We start from the raw sequence: 17,544 nt of genomic DNA, 5'->3' as shown, positions 1-17,544 counted from the left end.
CCAATGTCGCATTAATCTGAAGTCATCTCCATGCAAGAACCTGATCAGTCCGTGAATACCCCCGACAAGCGGGAGTTCGACAAGCTTCACAAGCGCCTGCGCCGCAATGTCGGCAACGCCATTATCGACTACGCCATGATCAATGAGGGCGATAGAGTGATGGTGTGCCTTTCCGGTGGCAAGGACTCCTATACCATGCTTGATATCCTGCGCAATCTTCAGCGCAATGCACCGGTGAATTTCGAACTGGTGGCCGTCAACATGGACCAGAAACAGCCCGGCTTTCCAGAGCATGTGCTGCCGGCGTATCTGGCCGAGCAGGGCGTCGAGTATCACATCGTGGAGCGCGATACCTACTCGATCGTGAAAGAGAAGGTGCCCGAGGGCAAAACGACTTGCGGGCTGTGCTCGCGGTTGCGTCGCGGCACACTTTACGGCTTTGCCGAAGAGATCGGGGCCAACAAGATCGCCCTGGGCCATCACCGCGACGACATGCTGGAAACGCTTTTTCTCAACATGTTCTTTGGTGGTTCACTCAAGTCAATGCCGCCCAAGCTGCTCTCTGATGATGGCAACAATATCGTGATCCGGCCGATGGCCTACTGCGCGGAAGCCGATATTGCGCGTTATTCCGAAGCCAGGGCCTTTCCCATCATTCCGTGCAATCTGTGTGGCAGTCAGGAAAATCTGCAGCGCCAGGTTGTGAAGGAGATGCTCGCTGACTGGGAGCGCAAGCACCCTGGACGCGTCGAGACCATGTTCAAGGCACTGACCAACGTGGCGCCTTCTCAGCTGGCGGACCGTGACCTGTTTGATTTTCATGGGCTCGAAGAGAAGCAGCGCCTGATGAAGCGTGACCGCATCGATACGGTGAACCTGATGGCGCGTGACGCTGATACGTCGCTGTCATGAATTTATCGCTTTTTGCTCAGAAGTGTTTGACTTTCCAGCAATGATTGGTAGAATGCAGCGCCACATGACCCGGGTGGTTAGCTCAGTTGGAAGAGCACCAGCCTTACAAGCTGGGGGTCACTGGTTCGAGCCCAGTACCACCCACCATCATTTTTGATAAGGTCATGTTGCGGTAATCAGGGTTGCGGACTGGTAGTTCAGTTGGTTAGAATGCCGGCCTGTCACGCCGGAGGTCGCGGGTTCAAGTCCCGTCCAGTCCGCCATATCTCTGGTCAGCAGTAATATTTCGATAGTCGTTGGACTGGTAGTTCAGTTGGTTAGAATGCCGGCCTGTCACGCCGGAGGTCGCGGGTTCAAGTCCCGTCCAGTCCGCCATCGAAATAATCGTACTATCGGGTGGTTAGCTCAGTTGGAAGAGCACCAGCCTTACAAGCTGGGGGTCACTGGTTCGAGCCCAGTACCACCCACCATCATCTTCCCCAGATGATTTAACGTTGCAAGCTGTATGCGGACTGGTAGTTCAGTTGGTTAGAATGCCGGCCTGTCACGCCGGAGGTCGCGGGTTCAAGTCCCGTCCAGTCCGCCATCTGCTTGAACGTGCACTGCCCTTTCCTGATAGCTGTTTTCCTCTTGTAGTCTTTCCTGTGTATCAGCACGTTTTTCCCGCGTGATGTTTTTCATGCCTGTCTGATATCGTGTTATTGGTGTAGCGCCTCGCTGTCGATACCTGCTTGCCAGTCCTTGTTGCGCACTGCATGCTTGATCTGTCATGCCCTTGATCGAGTGATCCTCGATGGGCAAGCCAATAACAAGCTGCAGGATAACCACAACATGACGACCCCCGGTTTCAGCAGTACCGTCGGCAAAAGCGATATTGCCATTGCGTCCCCTCGTTTTCTGGCCAGCGACAACACGTCGGGCATTTGCCCCGAGGCCATGCACTATCTGCTTCAGGCCAACGAGCAGGATGATCTGGCCTATGGTAACGATGTGTGGACCGAGCGTGCCTCAAGCCATTTCAGAGCGCTTTTCGAGACCGACTGCGAAATATTTTTTGTCTTCAATGGGACCGCTGCCAACTCCCTGGCGCTGGCCTCCCTTTGCCAGTCCTATCACGGTGTCATCTGTCATCAGCTGGCCCATATCGAGACAGACGAGTGCGGTGGCCCGGAATTCTTTTCCAACGGGTCAAAGCTTTTGCCGGTGGACACGCCCATGGCAAAGCTGACGCCCGAAGGGGTCGCGCGCGTTGTGACACGGCGCAACGATATTCACTACCCGCGCCCCAGAGTGGTCTCCATCACTCAGGCCACGGAAGTGGGCACGCTCTACACGCTCGATGAGCTCCAGGCCATTCGTGAGGTGGCGGATCAGCACGATCTCAAGATCCACATGGATGGCGCCCGCTTTGCCAACGCCTGTGCCTCACTGAACGTGACGCCAGCGGAAATGACCTGGAAGGCGGGCGTGGATGTGCTGTGTTTTTCAGGCACCAAAAACGGCCTGGCCTTTGGTGAAGCCATTGTCTTTTTTGACCACGAGCTGGCGCGCGATTTCGAATATCGCTGCAAGCAGGCCGGTCAGCTGGCCTCCAAGATGCGCTTTGTCAGTGCGCCCTGGCTGGGGCTTTTGGAAAACGATGTCTGGCTTGCCAATGCCCGTCATGCCAATGCCATGGCGCAGCGTCTGGTAGGCGGTACCAACGACATTCCCGGCGTCAACGTGATGTTTCCGGTGCAGGCCAACAGTGTCTTTCTCGAGGTGCCCGTCTCGGCGCAACAGTACTTGCGCGAATGTGGATGGACGTTTTATACCTTTATAGGCGAGGGCGGTGTTCGCTTCGTGTGTAGCTGGAATACGTCTGAAGCACTGATCGATGCGCTGGTGGACGACCTTCGTCAGGCACTGGCACAACACAATCAACAGTGATATTGATAAAGCATCTTTTCTGATATTGACGCGGCCGTCCTGACGCCGCGTCTTCTGAGCCAACCAGACGTGTCGGCCGGCGCCCTTGCGGTCCGACATGACCGACCACCTTCATTTCAACGCCTGATAGTGCTTTCTACAAAAGAGAGAACGCTTCGATGAGCGGGAGTGCCGCATTGACTGATTGATTTTCACGGAAACGACGAGCGTGCGTACGGCAGGGCACACCGTCGCCACTCAGGGAGAAGTTCATGAGCATTTTTGATCATGTGCAGCATCGCTTTGAGCGCACCCTCCAGGAAGAGATGAGTCTTCAGGAGTATCTTGAGCTCTGTCGCAAGGACCCCACTGCCTATGCCAGCGCTTCCGAGCGGATGCTCAAGGCCATTGGTGAGCCGGAAGTCATCGATACGGCCAAAAATCCTCGCCTTTCCCGTATTTTCTCCAACAAGCTGATCCGTCGTTATCCCGCCTTTGCCGAATTTCATGGCATGGAAGACGCCATCGAGCAGATCGTCGCCTATTTCCGCCATGCCGCGCAGGGCCTTGAAGAGCGCAAGCAGATTCTCTATCTGCTCGGGCCGGTTGGGGGCGGCAAGTCCTCGATTGCCGAGCGGCTCAAGGCGCTGATGGAGCAGATTCCCTTCTACGCCATCAAGGACTCGCCGGTGCACGAGTCACCACTGGGGCTTTTCAGTGCCGAGGAGGATGGCGACACGCTGGAAAGTGACTACGGCATTCCCGGGCGCTACATGCGCAGTGTCATGTCGCCCTGGGCGGCCAAGCGTCTGCGTGAGTATGGCGGCGACATTTCCCGCTTTCGGGTCGTCAAGATCTATCCCTCACGGCTCAATCAGATCGCGGTTTCCAAGACCGAGCCGGGCGATGAGAACAACCAGGACATCTCTTCGCTGGTCGGCAAGGTCGATATCCGAAAGCTCGAACTCTTTTCACAGGATGACCCGGACGCCTACAGCTTCTCCGGCGGGCTTTGTCGAGCCAATCAGGGGCTGATGGAGTTCGTCGAGATGTTCAAGGCGCCCATCAAGGTGCTGCACCCGCTTTTGACCGCCACCCAGGAAGGCAACTACAACCCCACCGAGGGCATGGGCGCCATCCCCTTTGACGGCGTGATTCTGGCGCACTCCAACGAAAGCGAGTGGCAGCAGTTTCGCAACAACCGCAACAATGAAGCCTTTCTGGACCGGGTCTATATCGTCAAGGTGCCTTATTCGCTGCGTGTCTCCGAGGAGATGAAAATCTACGAAAAGCTTTTACAGCACTCTTCGTTGTCACACGCCCCGTGTGCGCCGGACACGCTGCGGATGCTGGCGCAGTTTTCGGTGCTGTCACGGCTCAAGGAGCCGGAAAACTCCAGTGTCTATTCCAAGATGCGCATCTATGACGGGCAGAACCTGAAGGATACCGACCCGCGCGCGCGCTCGATTCAGGAGTATCGCGACGCCGCCGGGGTCGATGAGGGCATGGAGGGGCTATCGACCCGTTTCGCCTTCAAGATTCTCTCCCGGGTATTCAATTTCGATTCCAGCGAAGTGGCCGCCAATCCGGTGCATCTGCTGTATGTGCTCGAGCAGCGTCTGGAGCAGGAGCAGCTGCCGCGGGAGGTGCATGATCGCTATCTGCGCTTTATCAAGGAGTACCTGGCGCCGCGCTATGTCGATTTTATCGGCAAGGAGATTCAGACCGCCTATCTGGAATCCTACAGCGAGTACGGTCAGAACATTTTTGACCGCTACGTGACCTACGCCGATTTCTGGATTCAGGATCAGGAGTTTCGTGACCCGGAAACCGGCGAGCTGCTGGACCGTCAGGCGCTCAATGAGGAGCTCGAAAAGATCGAAAAGCCGGCCGGTATCTCCAATCCGAAGGATTTCCGCCATGAGGTGGTCAACTTCGTGCTGCGAGCCCGGGCGCAAAATGACGGGCTCAACCCGGGCTGGCAGTCCTATGAAAAGCTCAAGGGGGTGATCGAGCACAAGATGTTTGCCAACACCGAAGAGCTTTTGCCGGTCATCTCGTTCAATGCCAAGGCCTCCAACGATGATCGGCGAAAACATGACGACTTCGTCGATCGCATGGTCGCGCGGGGCTACACCGAAAAGCAGGTGCGCCTGCTCTCGGAGTGGTATCTGCGCGTGCGCAAGTCCCAGTAAGCGGCCGGCGCCGGCATTCCGGCGCCCATGCCCGCCCTGATGCAGGGCAGCCTGTTGGATCGGTCTGCAGGAGGTGGTGACGTGAGCTATTTCATCGATCGGCGCAGCAACGCCCGTCACAAGAGTGCCGTCAACCGACAGCGCTTTTTGAAACGCTATCAAAAGCATATCAAGCGCGCCGTGGAGGAGTCGGTCAATCGACGCTCGATTACCGACATGGAGCGTGGCGAGAAAATCAGCATCCCGGGGCGGGACATTTCCGAGCCCGTCTTTCGCCACGCAAAGGGCGGGCGACGCACCGTGGTCAGCCCCGGCAACCGCGAGTTCGCCGAAGGCGATCGAATGCGTCGCCCCCATGGCGGCGGGGGCGGCGGGGGCGGTGGTGGCAGTGGCGAAGGGTCGGCTTCCAATCAGGGTGAAGGTGTTGACGAGTTTGCCTTTACGCTCTCCCGGGACGAGTTTTTAAGCTTTATTTTCGACGGGCTGGAACTGCCTCACCTTGAGCGCAAGCAGATTGCCGACATGGAAGAGCGCCGGCCCGTACGCGCCGGCCTTTCCCGTCAGGGGGTGCCTGCCCGCATGAACATCGTGCGTTCGATGCGCGAGGCCCAGGCACGTCGCATCGCCATGCGCGCACCGATCAGGCGAGCGCTGTGTGATGCACAAAAGGCACTTGAAGAGGAGGAGCGCAAGGATCCGGTCCTGCGCCACCCCGGCCGGCTTCGCGAGCTCAGAGACGAGATCGAGCGGCTGGAAAGGCGTCTGGAAGCCGTGCCCTTCATCGATACCTATGATCTTCGCTATAACCATCTGACCGACCAGCCCCAGCCCTCCAACAAGGCGGTCATGTTCTGTGTGATGGATGTCTCGGGTTCCATGACCCAGAACCACAAGGACATCGCCAAGCGCTTTTTTCTGCTGTTGTATCTCTTTCTCGAGCGCGATTATGAACGTGTCGAACTGGTGTTCATTCGCCATCACACTTCGGCGCGTGAGGTCGATGAGGAAGCCTTTTTTTACTCGCGGGAAACCGGCGGCACCATCGTGTCCAGTGCGCTGCATCTGCTCGATGAGGTCATCGAGGCGCGCTATCCGCCGTCCCAGTGGAATCTCTATGTGGCCCAGGCAAGCGATGGTGACAACTGGGATGACGATTCCGTGCAGTGTCGTCAGATCCTCTCGGATGCCCTGATGCCCAGGCTTCAGTATTACGCCTATGTCGAGATTACCCCCCATGCCCATCAGGCGCTCTGGGAGGAATACACGCGGGTACAGGACAGCTACCCGGAGCGGTTTGCCATGCGCCAGATTGTGCAGGCCGGTGATATCTATCCGGTCTTTCGTGAACTCTTCAAACGCCGCCAGAGCGGTCAGGAAGCGCGCTCATGAGCACATCCTACAAGCCGATCCACGACGAGGACTTTCTGGGGCAGGGGTCGGACTGGTCCTTTAGTGATCTGGAACACTACGAGCGAGAGATTGCCCGCATTGCCGGCGAATTTCGCCTGGACACCTATCCCAACCAGATCGAGATAATCACTTCCGAGCAGATGATGGATGCCTATTCCAGCATTGGCATGCCGGTGGGTTACAGTCACTGGTCGTTCGGCAAGCAGTTCCTGTCCGTTGAGCAGGCCTACCGGCGCGGGCAGATGGGGCTGGCCTACGAGCTGGTGATCAATTCCGACCCCTGCATCGCCTATTTGATGGAAGAAAATACCCTGATGATGCAGATTCTGGTCATGGCGCACGCCTGCCAGGGCCATAACTCGTTTTTCAAGGGCAACTATCTCTTCCGTGCCTGGACCGATGCTTCCGCCATCGTGGATTACCTGGTCTTTGCCCGGCGCTATGTCAGCGAGTGCGAGGAGCGCCACGGTGTCGAGGCGGTCGAGCAGCTGCTCGATGCCTGTCACGCCCTGCAAAATCAGGGCGTGGATCGCTACAAGCGGCCGTCTGCCATTTCGGCCGAAGAGGAAGCGCGTCGTCAGCAGGAGCGTGAGGGCTATCTGCAGCAGCAGATCAATACGCTCTGGAGCACCATCCCGCAGCTGCGCGCCGCCGATGACCCGAACGGGCAGGGAGGTGTCGCAGGGGCGCATCAGCGCCCGCGTTACCCGTCGGAGCCGCAGGAAAACCTGCTCTATTTCATTGAAAAGAATGCGCCGTTGCTGGAGCCCTGGCAGCGCGAGATCGTGCGCATCGTGCGAAAGCTCGCGCAGTATTTCTATCCGCAGCGCCAGACTCAGGTCATGAACGAAGGATGGGCCACCTTCTGGCACTACAACATCATGCATCGTCTTTACGATGAGAAGCTGATCGATGAAGGCGTGATGCTGGAATTTCTTCAATCGCACACCGCCGTAGTGGCGCAGCCGGGCTTTGACAGCCCCTGGTATAACGGCATCAACCCTTATGCGCTGGGGTTTGCCATGTTCAGCGATATACAGCGCATCTGCACCGCGTCGACCGAGGAGGACCGGGCGTGGTTTCCTGAGATGGCCGGCAGCGACTGGCTCGAGACGGTCCATTTTGCGATGCACAACTTCAAGGACGAGTCCTTCATCCAGCAGTTTCTATCGCCGAAAGTGATGCGCGACATGAAGCTTTTTGCGCTGCTCGACGACGATCAGGACGACATGGTCGAAATTTCGGCCATTCATGACGATCGCGGCTACAAGCGAATTCGAGAGGCGCTGTCACTGCAGTATTCCCTCGGGCATCGGGAGCCGGATATCCAGGTCTGGGCCGCCAGGATTCACGGCGACCGCTCGCTGGTACTGCGACATGAACGAACACAGCGGCGAGTGCTGGACGATTCGTTGTCACCGGTCATGCACCATTTACATCAGCTATGGGGGTTTCCCATCGTGCTGGAAGTGGTCGAGGATGGCGAAATCGTGGATACCCATCGCTGGCCACAGGTTCCCGAATAGCCGGGCGCCACAACAAATACCGCGTCATGCGCAACGGGCCCCGGGGCCCGTTTTTTTAAGCCATATCAGCAGCCTGTCATTGACTGAGGTATACTCGCCGCCGCCTGAAAGGGTGTCTTTCGACAGTGCAGTCATTTTAAAAACAGTGTCAGGGAATGGATATGGCGCAGCGACGCCCGGGATTTTTAAAGCGTTTCAGGCGCCTGAGTGGTGCCGGACTCATGACAACAGCGGTGCTCTACGGGCTCTGGTACTACCAGGAGCGTACATACTGGGAGCAGATGAGCTGGATGGGCACGCCTCAGGCGCAAACCTGGTATGACTGGAAAACGCTCAATCGGACGCTGCGCAATGATGGCTTTCTGACCGGCTGGTCGGATCTGCGCGCCAATCCGCTCTGGACCGTCTATCGGCTGGACCGAGTGGATCGCCCTGCCATCGGCGCACGTCCGGGGTCTTTCAGTGATGACTGGCGTACCCTCTGGCCGGTGAGCTCTGATGATTATACCGGTAGCGGCTTTGACCGTGGTCACCAGGCCCCCAACTACGCCATTGCCGCCGTTCACGGCCGTCAGGCGCAGCTTGATACCTTTCAGATGAGCAATATCTCGCCCCAAAGGCCTGATCTCAACCGGCGCGTGTGGCAGCGGCTGGAGGAGGTGGTCATCGATCGTTTTGCGGCTCGGTTCGGCACCGTCTGGATCACTACCGGCCCCATCTTCGATGACGACATCAGGCGTATGTCATCGTTGATCGAAATTCCGGATGCCTTTTACAAAATCGTTGTCGCACCGGGAAGTGCCGATACGCCGCCGAAAATGATTGCCTTTATCGTGCCGCAGGACGTTCGTGGTGATGAGCCGCTTGATCGCTTTGTTGTCAGCGTCAATGAAATCGAGGCGCGCACGGGCTTTAATTTCTTCAGCGAGCTGCCACAGGGCGTGGGCGAGCTGCTGGAGTCAGGCGTGGATACACGGGGATGGGGGCTTGAAAGTGTAGCAAACCAGCCTGCGCGCTATTGAAGCCTTTCATATCATGATGCCGACCAGTGTCGGTGTCATGGCAATATCAAAAAGTGCAGCGCTGCCGAAAATATCGGTGCGTCTGAAGGATCAAAAAGTTATCGAAACAGTAGCGGGAAACAGCGATCAAACGTGACCGGCTGAAATAGTCTAGGAGGAAACAATGCAGGGGGAATACATGGTGCCCGGGAAAGGACTTGAACCTTCACGACCATACGGTCACTAGCACCTGAAGCTAGCGCGTCTACCAATTCCGCCACCCGGGCAGGGTGTCAGCAGTCCGAAGACCGTGATGAAAGCGATGGGTAATCAACTGGTGCCCGGAAGAGGACTTGAACCTCCACGACCATACGGTCACTAGCACCTGAAGCTAGCGCGTCTACCAATTCCGCCATCCGGGCGTTGATTAACCGATACTGCAACTACCTGAAATCGACAGGTTTTCTGTCTTGAGTTTTCACCGTCTCGATAATATCTGATTCGAGATGGTGCCCGGAAGAGGACTTGAACCTCCACGACCATACGGTCACTAGCACCTGAAGCTAGCGCGTCTACCAATTCCGCCATCCGGGCAGGTGGGCCGAAATAATACGCAATTTTTTCAGTGATGCAAGAGGTGAGCATCGTTAGAGGCCAATTTTTTACACCCTGCAACCTTTTCGGGGCAATAAAGGGTTTTGGGTCGTCCTGTCGAGACCGCTATAATCCAGGTCATGAAGAAAAGAGATTACATTATCCCGCGCCCGCTGCTCGCCATCTTGCCCGGTATCACAAGACAACCATTTCAGGGAAGCAATCTATGAGTCAATGGACGCCAGCCGACGATCCGCAGGCGGAACGTGAGGCCAGTCAATATGACAATCCGGTCCCCAGTCGTGAATACCTGCTGCAGATTCTGACCGAGCACGGCAAGCCCATCACCCATGAAGAGGTCAGCCAGCGGCTGGGCATCAAGGATGAGGACCGCCTGGAAGCGGTTCGACGACGCCTGTCTGCTATGGAGCGCGACGGGCAGATCCTGCGCCACAAAAGCGGCGCTTTCGAAATCATCGACCCCGAGCTGTTGCTGGATGGGCGCGTCGTCGGCCACCGCGACGGCATCGGCTTTTTTGTGCGCGATGACAAGCAAAAGCCGGATCTGGTCATTCCGCCGCGTCAGATGCGTCGTCTTTTTGACGGTGACCGCGTTCGCGTTCGGGTCAGTGGCAAGGATCGACGCGGGCGTGAAGAGGCCGGCGTCAACGAAATCCTTGAACGCAATACGCCCAGCCTGATCGGGCTTTACCGCAAGCGCGGCAGCGATATTGCCGTGGTCGTGCCCGAAAACAGCCGCATCGCTCATGAAATCATCATCGAGGAAGGGTCAGCCAACGGCGCCGAAGATGGTCAGGTGGTCGAGGTGCGCATTACCACGCAGCCCGGCCTGCGTCAGCAGCCCATCGGGGAAGTGACCGAGGTGCTGGGTGAGCGCATGGACCCCGGCATGGAAATCGATATCGCCATTCGTGAACACGATATCCCGGCCGAGTTTCCCTCCGAGGTGCACGATCAGATTCGTGACATGAGCGATGAGGTGCTCGAGGAAGACAAGCGTCACCGCGTCGATCTTCGTGACTGGCCGCTGGTCACCATCGACGGTGAAGATGCCAAGGATTTTGACGACGCGGTTTATGCCTGGAAGACGAAATCCGGCGGCTGGAAGCTGATCGTTGCCATCGCCGACGTTTCGCATTATGTCGAGGTCGACTCGCCGCTGGATCAGGAAGCCTGGCAGCGGGGCAACTCGGTCTATTTCCCCGGCCAGGTCGTGCCGATGCTGCCGGAGCTTCTGTCCAACGGGTTGTGCTCGATCAACCCGGACGTCGACAGGCTCTGCATGGTTTGCGAAATGAATATTTCGCAGCGCGGTGAGATCAGTCGTTACAAGTTCTATGAAGGCGTGATGCGCTCGCATGCGCGGCTGACCTACAACAAGGTCGGCACCATGCTGGAAGACGCCGACAGCGAGGAAGGACAGGCGCTACGAAGTGAGTACGCCCACGTCGTCAAGCCGCTGGAAGCGCTGCACGGGCTTTATAAAACGCTGCGTCAGGCGCGTACCGTGCGCGGTGCCATCGACTTTGAAACGACCGAGACGCAGATCGTTTTCAACGACCAGCGCAAGATCGATCGCATCGTGCCGCGCACCCGCAACGATGCCCACAAGCTGATCGAGGAGTGCATGCTGGCCGCCAACGTGGCGACCGCACGCTTTCTGGAAAAGCACAAGCTGCCGGCACTTTATCGCGTTCACGCCTCGCCCTCGGACGAAAAGCTGGCCACGCTGCGCGCCTTTCTCGGCGAGCTGGGTCTGACGCTGGGCGCCAGCGGCGAAAAGGGCAAGTCCACGCCGCAGGATTTCCAGAATCTGCGTGAGGTCATCAATGGCCGCCCGGACGCCGATATCATCCAGACGGTCATGCTGCGCAGCATGAACCAGGCCGTCTACTCGCCGCAAAATGACGGCCACTTCGGGCTGGCCTACGCCGCCTACGCTCACTTCACATCGCCGATTCGTCGCTATCCCGATCTGCTGGTACACCGCGCCATTCGCTCGGTGATTCGCAGTCAGCGTGACTCGACCAACGTAGAGCGTGTGGAAGGGGCGGCCGACAACGAGCCGCAGCGCTGGTGCCCGTACAGCTTCGAGCAGATGGTCACCATGGGCGAGCATTGCTCGATGACCGAGCGGCGCGCCGATGAGGCCACGCGCGATGTCGAGGACTGGCTCAAGTGTGAGTTCATGGCCGACAAGGTGGGAGACGTTTTTGAGGGCGCCATCGCCTCGGTGACCCAGTTTGGCCTGTTTGTGCGACTCAATGAGCACTTCGTCGAAGGGCTGGTGCATATCACCAACCTGCCTTCCGACTACTACCAGTTCGAAGCCGAGCGGCATCAGCTCAAGGGCGATCGCACGGGCGTCACCTATCGCCTGGGCGATGGCGTCACTGTTCAGGTGGCGCGCGTTGACCTTGATGATCGCAAGATCGACTTCATGCTGACCGATGCCAAGCCCCAGTCGCGCCGGCGCATAAGAAAGCCGGGCAGTGACGCAGCGACCGGTGACAGTGAAGCACCTGCCGAAGCAGAAGCGCCGAGCAAAAAGCGTCGCAAGTCCCGTCCGGGCAAGAAGGAGCGTCTGCGTCGTCGTGAAGAAAAAGGGGCTGAAAGCGGCGCGACAAAGGCAACGGATACGTTAAGGGCTGAAGAAGACGCAGCGGCGCGAAAGCCTCGCAAGCGCAGCGACAAGTCAGCCAGCGCTGAAGACGGCAAATCCGACAAGCGCAAGAGCGGCGCCGCCAAAGGCAAGGGCAGCGCCGAAAAGGGCAAGAGCAAAAACGGTGGCGAAAAAGGCAAGCGTGATGCTGAAAAGGGTCGTCAGAAGTCATGAAGGGCGATAGTCAGCGCGGCGGCAAAAAAGGCGGCGGCAGGCCGCAGGAGCAAAGGCGCCAGAGTGACACGAACCGCGGCAAGCGTCGGGACGGTTCAAGTGTAAAATCTCCGGCGCCTCGCGGCCTGGATGCCGTTCATGGCGTACACGCCGTTGAAACCCTGCTGGCACGCCAGCAGGTGCCATCAGAGCTCTGGATACAGGAAGGTCAGGCGGAAAAGCGCCTGACCGATATTCAGCAGCAGGCAGCCAGCCTGGGCGCGCGCCTTGTGCTTCAGCCCCGTGAGGTGCTTGATCAGATTGCCGAAGGCGCGCATCAGGGCGTTATCGCCTTTTGTGAGCCGCTGGTGGCCGACAATGAAGCCTCTCTTTTCTGGCAGCTCGAGGCCCGAACCGATCAGGCGCCGCTGCTGCTGGTACTCGACGGGGTGACCGATGTGCACAATTTTGGCGCCTGTCTGCGCTCGGCCGATGCGGCCGGCGTGATCGGCGTCATGGTCGCCAGGGACCGCTCGGCGCCACTCAATGCCACGGTGCGCAAAATCTCCTGCGGCGGCGCGGAAAGCGTACCGGTCTATCAGGTCACCAACCTGGCAAGGGCTCTGGCAAAGCTCAAGGACGTCGGCATGCAGGTGCTGGGTGCTGCAGGAGAGGCCGAGGCCTTCGTTCACGATGTCGATATGCGCGGGCCCACCGCGCTGGTCATGGGCGCCGAAGGCAAGGGGTTGCGGCGTCTGACGCGCGAGCACTGTGATCAGCTGGTCAAGCTGCCCATGGCCGGTCAGGTATCGAGTCTCAACGTGTCGGTGGCCACCGGCATCTGTCTGTTTGAAGCGGTGCGCCAGCGGCGCACGTCCTGATCCTTTTGCTTGCAAGCGGCGGGCCATCTCCCTACAATTGTGCGGTTTCGCGGCGGCTACGGCCGCCGAATGCATTTGCAGGACACGAGACAATGGCTTCGATCCTGCCCTTGTAACGAAAAATACCCTTCTATCAACTCCTTGCTTCCCATGGCGGCTGTGTCTGTCATCGAGAAGCTGTCAAACCGAAAGGAGACACCATGCGTCATTACGAAATCGTGGTCATGGTCCACCCGGACCAGAGCGAGCAGGTGCCTGCCATGATCGAGCGCTATACAGGGCTTGTGACTGAAAACGGCGGCACGGTTCATCGTCTTGAAGACTGGGGCCGCCGTCATCTGGCCTACCCGATCAACAAGATCCACAAGGCTCACTACGTTCTGATGAACGTTGAATGCAGCGGCGAAACGCTGGCTGAACTGGAAAACATCTTCCGTTTCAACGATGCCATCATTCGCAATATGGTCGTGCGTTGCACTGAAGCCGTCACCGAAGCATCGCCGATGATGAAAGCGGCTGATGAAAAGGGACGCCGTCGTGAACGCTCCGATGACGATCGCCCGCGCGAGCGTTCTGATTCTGATGACGATCGCCCGCGCGAACGCTCTGATGAGTCGACCGAAGCTGCCTCCTGAGCTGATGCTCTGGCCTGAATCCACCTACTGGAGAGACTGACATGGCCCGTTTTTTCCGTCGTCGCAAGTTTTGCCGCTTCACCGCTGAAGGCGTGAAGTACATTGATTACAAGGACCTCGACACGCTGAAGGCCTACGTGACCGAGACCGGCAAGATCGTCCCGAGCCGTATTACCGGTACGCGTGCCCGTTATCAGCGTCAGCTGGCTACCGCGATCAAGCGCGCTCGCTATCTGGCCCTGCTGCCCTATACCGACAGCCACCAGTAAGCTGCCTACGCCATGCAGGGTTTCGCTCGCTGGGTAATGCAGAGTACGCCGCGCGCGATTGGCGTGGCGCTGCTGGGCTCGCTGGTTCCATGGCTTTTTTGGCTCTCTGCTGCCATCAGTGCTCTGGTGACACTACGCCGCGGTCTTGGCCCGGCGTCACCGGTCGTACTGGCAGCTGCGCTGCCGGCAGGCTGGTGGTGGATGCAGGGGGACGCCATTCCGCTGGCCAGTATTCTGCTGGTTACAGCCATGGCCATTATCCTTCGAGAGCGATTTCGCTGGGGTGAAACCCTGCTGGCAGGGGCTGTTGTGGTGGCCGTGTTGATCCAGATCGGGATCTTCGCGCCGCCTGATGCCTCGCAGCTAATAGAGGAAGTCCGCGCTCAGGCACCGGAAATTGACGAACTGCTTCGGCAGTACGCAAGTCAGGGTGTGCCGGTTGAACGACTGGCACTGTTGATGATCTCGGCCGTTACCGGGCTGATGGTCATGCTGGCCGCGACCGCCTGCCTTGCGCTGGCGCGCAGCTGGCAGGCCGGTCTGTATAACCCTGGTGGTTTCCGTGAGGAGTTCCATGGCTTTCGCCTGTCGAAGCTGGAGCTCGCCGGCGTGGTCGCCATGACCGCGATCGGCATTCTGGGTGCGTTTCCAGGCGCTGTATTGATGGCCTGGGTGCCTCTACTGGTAGCGGGCATTGCCCTGGTACACGGTGTGGTAGGTGTAAAGTCCATGAGAGGGTTCTGGCTGGTCGGCTTTTATGCACTGCTGCTGACCACCTGGCCCACGTTAGTGATAGTGCTGCTGCTGGCGCTGATAGATACTTTTGCGGATTTCCGCACGCGTCTGATCGGCAGTCAACGTTAAGAGGTCCACGAGATGGAAGTCATTCTGCTCGACAAGCTCGGCAAGCTGGGAGAACTGGGCGACCAGGTCAGCGTCAAGCCGGGTTACGGTCGTAACTACCTGGTGCCCTACGGCCTGGCCGTTCCGGCAACCAAAGCCAACGTCGAAGCCTTCGAAACACGTCGCGCCGAGCTCGAGTCCAACGCCGCAGAGCGTCAGGCCGAAGCAGAGCGGCGCGCCGAAGAGCTGTCCGAGATCGAGCTGTCGCTCGTCGCTCGCGCCGGCGAGGAAGGCAAGCTGTTCGGTTCCATCGGTCCGCGCGATCTGGCTGATGCCATCGCTCAGGCCGGTATCGATGTGGCACGCAGCGAAGTGCGCATGCCGACAGGTCCGATTCGCCAGACCGGCGAATACGACATCGAGCTGCGTTTGCACTCCGATGTTACCGCCAGCGTTCGCGTGGTCGTTGTTGCTGAATAAGCCATCGTGATGGCGCTGTGCATATCGATGATATGCCACGAGAAGGGGCACCTTGTGTGCCCCTTTTTTTAATGACTGCTCACGCACGGAAGAGATCATGACATGTTCTTCCTGCGGGCGTAGGCTATGACCCTGCGCTGAATCACTCTCCCGGGTAAGTCGTAATATGGTTAATCGTCGTCATGAGTGAAGTGATCGAATACGATCGGGAAACCGCTGCGCTCAAGGTGCCGCCGCACTCGCTTGAAGCCGAGCAGTCCGTTCTGGGTGGTCTGATGCTGGACAATCAGGCCTGGGATGAGATTGCCGACCGTCTGGTCAGCGATGACTTCTACCGTATCGAGCATCGTGATGTCTTCAAGGCCATGGGGCGTCTGGCAGAACAAAACCGACCTCTGGATGTAGTGACGCTTTCCGAAGAGCTTGAGTCCCACGACCTTCTCGATCGGGTAGGCGGACTCTCCTATCTGGCCGAGCTTGCCCGCAATACGCCATCTGCCAGTAACATCCGCGCCTACGCCGATATCGTGCGTGAGCGTGCCGCGCTTCGAAAACTGATTACCGCCGCCAACCAGATCGCCGAGGGGGCCTTTAACCCTCAGGGGCGTTCGGCCGACGAGCTTGTCAATGAAGCCGAGCGACTGGTCTTTCAGATATCGGAATCGCGTCCCAAAAGCGGTGGCGCCATCGGCATGAGCGATCTGCTGAGCAAGGCAGTGGATCGCATCGATGAGCTGTTCAATCTCAAGGGACAGATGACGGGGCTGTCGACCGGTTTTCGCGACCTGGATGACATGACCTCCGGCCTCCAGCCTTCCGATCTAGTGATCGTGGCGGGGCGCCCCTCGATGGGCAAGACCACCTTTGCCATGAACCTGGTCGAGCACGCCGTGGTCAGCAGCGACAAGGCGGTCGTGGTTTTTTCGATGGAGATGCCGGCCGAGTCGCTGATGCTGCGCATGATCTCCTCGCTGGGACGCATCGACCAGACTCGGGTGCGTAACGGACAGCTCGAGGATGAGGACTGGCCGCGGCTGACCTCGGCGGTCAATCTGCTCAAGGACAAAAAGCTTTACGTGGATGATACCGCGGCACTCTCGCCCAATGAGATGCGCTCGCGAAGCCGGCGTATCGCGCGAGATGCCGGCGGTATCGGCATGATCATGATCGACTATCTGCAGCTGATGCAGGTGCCGGGCATGTCGGAAAATCGTACCGCGGAAATTTCGGAAATTTCGCGTGCGCTCAAGGGGCTGGCCCGGGAATTCAACTGCCCGGTCGTGGCACTGTCGCAGCTTAACCGTTCGCTCGAGCAGCGTCCCAACAAGCGACCGGTCATGTCGGATCTGCGCGAGTCCGGCGCCATTGAGCAGGATGCTGACGTCATCGCCTTCGTTTATCGTGACGAGGTCTACAACAAGGACAATCCCGACAACAAGGGGCTGGCCGAGCTGATTATCGGCAAGCAGCGTAACGGGCCCATCGGCACTGTGCACATGGCCTTTATCGGCAGGTACACTCGGTTTGAGGATCTTGCGCCGGGCAGTTACGGCCAGTACGAAGAGTAAACCGCACCGAGTGCGTGTTCTGATCGATCAAATACGGCGCCCCGGGCGCCATTTCCTTTTTCCTGATAAGCCTGACAGGAGTCAACATGCCGGCTGGATACCGTCGCGGCGGACGTCGTCAACCCAAACTGGAAGCACGTGGCACGCTTGAAAGCGTCGAAACCGAGGGCCCCTTCAAGGAGTGGCTGGGCATGCCGGATCTCTACCGGCACACCCTGACCGTTAACGGTGAGGTCTACTCCTATCAGGTTGAAGAAGCCCAGCTTGATGTGTCGATAGGCGACTACGTTGTATTTCGCTACAAGGAAACCAAGGCGGGGCGCTGGATCGATCGCCGCTCGCTGGGTGTGGCCATTGATCCGGCCACCTTCAATCGCGAGTAGGCATCAGGCCCCGGCAGGCTTTGAGCAGATAACGAACGGGACCGGATGGCAACATTCGGTCCCGTTTTGTATGCGCTCACGTCGGTGAAAAGAAATATCGGGC

General features: G+C 58.4%; 14 protein-coding genes and 8 tRNA genes. 19 read left to right on the top strand and 3 right to left on the bottom strand.

The features are described 5' to 3' along the window. Positions 1-30 precede the first annotated feature (30 nt). From ttcA to ACS92L_RS07655, 11 genes are all read left to right on the top strand, one after another. Positions 31-912, top strand: coding sequence for a tRNA 2-thiocytidine(32) synthetase TtcA (gene ttcA / locus ACS92L_RS07705; protein ID WP_438768222.1), 882 nt, complete (start codon positions 31-33; stop codon positions 910-912). 71 nt (positions 913-983) lie between these two features. Further along, positions 984-1,059 (top strand) — tRNA-Val (locus ACS92L_RS07700). A 39-nt stretch (positions 1,060-1,098) separates the two neighbouring features. Further along, positions 1,099-1,175: transfer RNA gene (locus tag ACS92L_RS07695), tRNA-Asp, on the top strand. 35 nt (positions 1,176-1,210) lie between these two features. Continuing rightward, positions 1,211-1,287: transfer RNA gene (locus tag ACS92L_RS07690), tRNA-Asp, on the top strand. A gap of 19 nt (positions 1,288-1,306) precedes the next feature. Then, positions 1,307-1,382: transfer RNA gene (locus ACS92L_RS07685), tRNA-Val, on the top strand. 39 nt (positions 1,383-1,421) lie between these two features. After that, positions 1,422-1,498, top strand: a tRNA-Asp gene (locus ACS92L_RS07680). Between the two features lie 245 nt (positions 1,499-1,743). Further along, the gene (locus ACS92L_RS07675) at positions 1,744-2,841 is read left to right on the top strand and encodes a threonine aldolase family protein (protein ID WP_438768221.1); all 1,098 of its coding nucleotides are present in this window, start codon (positions 1,744-1,746) and stop codon (positions 2,839-2,841) included. Positions 2,842-3,092: 251 nt separating this feature from the next. Beyond that, on the top strand, positions 3,093-5,015 hold the full coding sequence (locus ACS92L_RS07670; RefSeq protein ID WP_438768219.1) for a PrkA family serine protein kinase: 1,923 nt from the start codon (positions 3,093-3,095) through the stop codon (positions 5,013-5,015). Positions 5,016-5,096: 81 nt separating this feature from the next. Beyond that, positions 5,097-6,404 carry a YeaH/YhbH family protein gene (locus tag ACS92L_RS07665; protein ID WP_438768218.1) on the top strand — a complete coding sequence of 436 codons (1,308 nt, stop codon included), beginning with the start codon at positions 5,097-5,099 and terminating at the stop codon, positions 6,402-6,404. Beyond that, positions 6,401-7,951: a SpoVR family protein gene (locus ACS92L_RS07660; RefSeq protein WP_438768216.1), complete on the top strand. Its 1,551-nt coding sequence runs from the start codon at positions 6,401-6,403 to the stop codon at positions 7,949-7,951. Before ACS92L_RS07665 ends, ACS92L_RS07660 begins: the two co-directional genes overlap by 4 nt. 161 nt (positions 7,952-8,112) lie before the next feature. Then, complete coding sequence (locus ACS92L_RS07655) at positions 8,113-8,973, top strand: DNA/RNA non-specific endonuclease (protein ID WP_438768215.1); 861 nt, start codon at positions 8,113-8,115, stop codon at positions 8,971-8,973. Between the two features lie 179 nt (positions 8,974-9,152). On the opposite strand, the gene ACS92L_RS07650 is transcribed toward ACS92L_RS07655, so the two are convergent. The 3 genes from ACS92L_RS07650 to ACS92L_RS07640 form a co-directional block, all read right to left on the bottom strand. Continuing rightward, positions 9,153-9,239: transfer RNA gene (locus ACS92L_RS07650), tRNA-Leu, on the bottom strand. 48 nt (positions 9,240-9,287) lie between these two features. Further along, positions 9,288-9,374, bottom strand: a tRNA-Leu gene (locus ACS92L_RS07645). 85 nt (positions 9,375-9,459) lie between these two features. Further along, positions 9,460-9,546: transfer RNA gene (locus ACS92L_RS07640), tRNA-Leu, on the bottom strand. Positions 9,547-9,772: 226 nt separating this feature from the next. Between ACS92L_RS07640 and rnr the strand changes: the two genes are divergently transcribed. From rnr to ACS92L_RS07600, 8 genes are all read left to right on the top strand, one after another. After that, a complete protein-coding gene (rnr, locus tag ACS92L_RS07635; protein ID WP_438768213.1) occupies positions 9,773-12,403 on the top strand; it encodes a ribonuclease R in 2,631 nt (876 codons plus the stop codon). Further along, entirely contained in the window at positions 12,400-13,263 is an 864-nt protein-coding gene (rlmB, locus tag ACS92L_RS07630) for a 23S rRNA (guanosine(2251)-2'-O)-methyltransferase RlmB (RefSeq protein WP_438768212.1), read from the top strand. Before rnr ends, rlmB begins: the two co-directional genes overlap by 4 nt. Positions 13,264-13,463: 200 nt before the next feature. Beyond that, a complete protein-coding gene (rpsF, locus tag ACS92L_RS07625; protein ID WP_108842507.1) occupies positions 13,464-13,898 on the top strand; it encodes a 30S ribosomal protein S6 in 435 nt (144 codons plus the stop codon). Positions 13,899-13,939: 41 nt separating this feature from the next. Next, complete coding sequence (gene rpsR, locus ACS92L_RS07620; RefSeq protein ID WP_086622313.1) at positions 13,940-14,167, top strand: 30S ribosomal protein S18; 228 nt, start codon at positions 13,940-13,942, stop codon at positions 14,165-14,167. A 12-nt stretch (positions 14,168-14,179) separates the two neighbouring features. Continuing rightward, on the top strand, positions 14,180-15,031 hold the full coding sequence (locus ACS92L_RS07615; protein ID WP_438768210.1) for a hypothetical protein: 852 nt from the start codon (positions 14,180-14,182) through the stop codon (positions 15,029-15,031). A gap of 12 nt (positions 15,032-15,043) precedes the next feature. Beyond that, positions 15,044-15,490, top strand: coding sequence for a 50S ribosomal protein L9 (rplI, locus tag ACS92L_RS07610; protein WP_438768209.1), 447 nt, complete (start codon positions 15,044-15,046; stop codon positions 15,488-15,490). A 182-nt stretch (positions 15,491-15,672) separates the two neighbouring features. Further along, positions 15,673-17,058: a replicative DNA helicase gene (gene dnaB / locus ACS92L_RS07605; protein ID WP_438768207.1), complete on the top strand. Its 1,386-nt coding sequence runs from the start codon at positions 15,673-15,675 to the stop codon at positions 17,056-17,058. Positions 17,059-17,144: 86 nt separating this feature from the next. Then, positions 17,145-17,441 carry a hypothetical protein gene (locus ACS92L_RS07600; protein WP_086899441.1) on the top strand — a complete coding sequence of 99 codons (297 nt, stop codon included), beginning with the start codon at positions 17,145-17,147 and terminating at the stop codon, positions 17,439-17,441. Positions 17,442-17,544 lie beyond the last annotated feature (103 nt).

This window comes from Kushneria halocnemicola (assembly GCF_965650455.1).
Lineage (GTDB): Bacteria > Pseudomonadota > Gammaproteobacteria > Pseudomonadales > Halomonadaceae > Kushneria.
The sequence above is the reverse complement of the archived record's forward strand: the minus strand, read 5'-3'. Positions and strand labels throughout refer to the sequence as shown.

What these genes read in the sequence shown, in the direction of transcription:
- rpsR (WP_086622313.1), top strand. Translation starts at nt 13,940, where the DNA reads ATGGCCCGTTTTTTCCGTCGTCGCAAGTTTTGCCGCTTCACCGCTGAA.
- ACS92L_RS07655 (WP_438768215.1), top strand. Translation starts at nt 8,113, where the DNA reads ATGGCGCAGCGACGCCCGGGATTTTTAAAGCGTTTCAGGCGCCTGAGT.
- ACS92L_RS07615 (WP_438768210.1), top strand. Translation starts at nt 14,180, where the DNA reads ATGCAGGGTTTCGCTCGCTGGGTAATGCAGAGTACGCCGCGCGCGATT.
- rlmB (WP_438768212.1), top strand. Translation starts at nt 12,400, where the DNA reads ATGAAGGGCGATAGTCAGCGCGGCGGCAAAAAAGGCGGCGGCAGGCCG.
- rpsF (WP_108842507.1), top strand. Translation starts at nt 13,464, where the DNA reads ATGCGTCATTACGAAATCGTGGTCATGGTCCACCCGGACCAGAGCGAG.
- dnaB (WP_438768207.1), top strand. Translation starts at nt 15,673, where the DNA reads ATGAGTGAAGTGATCGAATACGATCGGGAAACCGCTGCGCTCAAGGTG.
- rnr (WP_438768213.1), top strand. Translation starts at nt 9,773, where the DNA reads ATGAGTCAATGGACGCCAGCCGACGATCCGCAGGCGGAACGTGAGGCC.
- ttcA (WP_438768222.1), top strand. Translation starts at nt 31, where the DNA reads ATGCAAGAACCTGATCAGTCCGTGAATACCCCCGACAAGCGGGAGTTC.
- ACS92L_RS07670 (WP_438768219.1), top strand. Translation starts at nt 3,093, where the DNA reads ATGAGCATTTTTGATCATGTGCAGCATCGCTTTGAGCGCACCCTCCAG.
- ACS92L_RS07600 (WP_086899441.1), top strand. Translation starts at nt 17,145, where the DNA reads ATGCCGGCTGGATACCGTCGCGGCGGACGTCGTCAACCCAAACTGGAA.
- ACS92L_RS07675 (WP_438768221.1), top strand. Translation starts at nt 1,744, where the DNA reads ATGACGACCCCCGGTTTCAGCAGTACCGTCGGCAAAAGCGATATTGCC.
- rplI (WP_438768209.1), top strand. Translation starts at nt 15,044, where the DNA reads ATGGAAGTCATTCTGCTCGACAAGCTCGGCAAGCTGGGAGAACTGGGC.
- ACS92L_RS07660 (WP_438768216.1), top strand. Translation starts at nt 6,401, where the DNA reads ATGAGCACATCCTACAAGCCGATCCACGACGAGGACTTTCTGGGGCAG.